The organism is Streptomyces sp. YIM 98790 (assembly GCF_011421595.1).
Classification (GTDB): domain Bacteria; phylum Actinomycetota; class Actinomycetes; order Streptomycetales; family Streptomycetaceae; genus Streptomyces.
Genome location: NZ_WTLH01000337.1, coordinates 1 through 3,143, shown reverse-complemented (window position 1 = coordinate 3,143; position 3,143 = coordinate 1). Strand labels below are relative to the sequence as shown.

Here is a 3,143-nt window from a genome sequence, read left to right as displayed (position 1 = left end):
GCCGGCTGGCCGCCCGCTCCGACGACGGCGGCCCGGACGCCCTGGTCCGCGCGCTGGCCGCCGGGGCCCGCGCCCTGGGCCGGACGGCCCGCCGCCCGCAGACGGGGCTGCTGCACCACTACTACGCCCAGGCCGTGGCCGGGCTGGGGGCGCTGACCCTGCTCCTGCTCCTGCTGCTGGTGAGGTGAGCGCGCGTGCTGACCGTTCTCGTCTTCCTGCCCCTGCTGACGGCCGGCGTGCTGCTGCTGGCGCCGCGCGCGGTGCCGGACCGGGCCTGCGTGCCGGTCTGGCTCGCCGCCGCGGGCGCCGAACTGGTCCTGGTGGTGATCATCTGGCTGGGTTTCGCGCCGGGAGAGGGCATCCAGTACGCGCAGCGCACCCGCTGGATTCCCGGGGCCGGGGTCGGCTACCACGTCGGCGTGGACGGCCTGTCCCTGCCGCTGGTGGCCCTGACCTGCGTGCTGTTCCTGGCCGCCGCCGTGCACTCACTGCGCCGCCGCACCGCGACCGGGACCGGCACCGGGACCGGCCCCGGAGCGGGCGGCGGCCCGCCGCGGGTCCGGGCCTGGGTGTGCCTGTTCCTCTTCCTCCAGACCGTCTGCCTGGGCCTGTTCACCGCCCTGGACCTGATCCTGTTCTTCGTCTTCTTCGACCTGTCGATCGTCGGCATGTACTTCGTGATCGCGGGCTGGGGCCACGGCGAGCGGGCCCGTGCCGCGGCGCTGAAGTTCTTCCTGTACACCTTCGTCGGCTCGCTCGCCCTGCTGCTCGGCTTCATCGGCCTCTACCTGGCGGCCGAGCCGCACACCTTCGACCTGACCGACCTGGCCCGCCAGGACCCGCTCTCCGGGCGCGGCGCGCACGCGGCCCTGGTGCTGCTGGCGGTCGGCACCGGGCTGGCGGTCAAGACCCCGGCCGTGCCGTTCCACACCTGGCTGCCGCCCGCGCACACCGAAGCGCCCGCGGCCGGCTCGGCCATCCTGGCCGGTGTCCTGCTGAAGATGGGCACCTACGGTTTCGTCCGGATCGCCATGCCGCTGCTGCCCGGAGTCTGGCGCCAGTACGCGCTGGTCTTCCTCGTGGTCGGGGCGCTCTCCGCGGTCTACGGTGCCCTGGTGGCGCTCGGACAGAGCGACGTCAAGCGCATGATCGCCTATACCAGCGTCAACCACATGGGCTATGTGATCCTCGCGCTGGGCGCCGCGGGCGTGGTGTCCGGCACCGACGAGCAGGCCCGCTCCCTGGCGGTCACCGGCGCCACCGTGCAGATGGTCAGCCACGGCCTGATCACCGGTGCCCTGTTCCTGCTCAGCGGGGTGCTGTGGGACCGGGCCGGCGGCCACCGGATCGCGGACTTCTCCGGCCTGGCCGTACCGGCGCCGCGCTTCGCCGCGGCCACCGCGGTCGGCGCGTTCGCCGCCATCGGCCTGCCCGGCTTCTCCGGCTTCATCGCCGAGTTCCAGATCTTCACCGGCAGCCTCGGTTCCCAGCCGGTGGCCACCGCTGTCGCGCTGACCGGCATCCTGATCACCGCCGCGCTGTTCCTGCGGGCCCTGCACCGGATGCTGCTGGGGCCCGCCCGGCTGCCGGACACCGTCCGCACCGGCGGCTTCGGCGATCTGACCGCGGCCGAGACCGCCGCCACCGTGCCGCTGCTCGGGCTGTCCCTGGCCATCGGGATCGTGCCCCGCTTCCTGCTGGACGTGATCGAACCGGCGGCCCGCACCCTCACCGGGCTGGTCGCGCGGTGAACGAGAACCCGGCCGCCCTGCTGCCCGAGCTGATCCTCGCGGGTGCCGCCGTGCTGGGCCTGCTCGCCGGGGCCTGGCTGCCGCGGCACCGTCAGTGGGCGGTGACGGTGCTGGCCGCGGCGGCCTGCGCCGCCGGGCTGACGGCCACCGCCGTCACCATCGCCACCGGCCGGGAGCAGACCGTCTTCGCCGGCACCTTCGCGGTGGACACCGCCACCGGCGCCGGGCGGCTGATCGTGCTGGGCGGGCTGCTGCTGGTGCTGGCGATGGCCACGGAGACGGTCCGCGGCCACCCCCGGGAGGCGGAGTTCTCCGTCCTGCTGCTGCTCACCGCGGCCGGCACCCTCGTCATGACCGGCGCCAACGACCTGCTCACCCTGTTCGCCGGCTACCTGCTGGCCAGCGTGCCGGGCTACGCGCTGGCCGGGTTCGCCAAGGACCCCGCGGGCGGCGAGGCGGCGCTGAAGTACTACCTGATGGGCGCCCTGCTGGGCACGGTGATGCTGGCGGGCGCCGTGCTGCTGTACGGCGCGGGCGGCACCACCTGGTACCCGGGGCTGCGGGCCGCGCTGCCCGCGGCCCCGGCGGGGCTGGTCGCGGCCGGTCTGGTGGGGGTGCTGGCCGGTTTGCTGTTCAAGTCGGCCGGGGTGCCCGCGCACTTCTGGCTGCCGGACGCGGCCGAGGGGGCCCGGCCGCCGGTCGCCGCCTATCTGACCACGCTGCCCAAGATCGGCGGGCTGATCGGCGGCTTCCGGCTGCTGCAGCAGGCGCTGACCGGCTCGGGGGTGGACTGGCCGCTGCTGCTGGCGGTGATCGCCGCGGCCACCATGACGCTGGGCAACCTGGCGGCGTTCTTCCAGACCGCCGTGGCCCGGCTGCTGGCCTGGTCGGCGATCGGCCAGGCCGGGTACCTGCTGATGGCGCTCGCCGTGGCGGACCGCAGCGAGCTGGCCCAGCGGGCGCTGCTGTTCTATCTGGCGGCCTACACCGTGACCAACCTGGGCGCGTTCGCCGTGGTCTGCGAGCTGCCCCGGGCGCGGAGCCTGGCGGACTACCGGGGCCTGGTCCGCCGCCGGCCCGGTCTGGCGGCCGTGCTGCTGGTCTGTCTGCTGGGGCTGGTGGGCACGCCGCCGACCGCCGTGTTCCTGGGCAAGCTGGAGGTGTTCTCGGCGGCGCTGGACGGCGGCTTCGGCTGGCTGGCGGTGCTTGCCGCGGTCAACACGGTGGCCTCCCTCTTCTATTACCTGCGCTGGCTGCTGCCGGTCTTCCGCCCGCCGCCCGGCCCCCCGCCCGCGCCCGGGGACCGGGCCGAGCCGCTGGCCGCCTCCCTGGGGACGTGGGCCGCGGCGGCGGCGTACACGGCCGCGGCGGCCTCCCTGCTGCTCGGCGCCG

3 protein-coding genes are annotated in these 3,143 nt (G+C 75.2%); all 3 read left to right on the top strand.

What is annotated here, in order from left to right; translation table 11 throughout:
* A partial coding sequence (locus GQS09_RS27720; protein WP_165990269.1) for a hypothetical protein occupies positions 1–188 on the top strand: 188 nt, incomplete at its 5' end.
* A 6-nt stretch (positions 189–194) separates the two neighbouring features.
* Complete coding sequence (locus GQS09_RS27715) at positions 195–1,751, top strand: NuoM family protein (protein ID WP_165990271.1); 1,557 nt, start codon at positions 195–197, stop codon at positions 1,749–1,751.
* A partial coding sequence (locus tag GQS09_RS27710) for an NADH-quinone oxidoreductase subunit N (RefSeq protein ID WP_165990270.1) occupies positions 1,748–3,143 on the top strand: 1,396 nt, incomplete at its 3' end. The genes GQS09_RS27715 and GQS09_RS27710, both read left to right, overlap by 4 nt.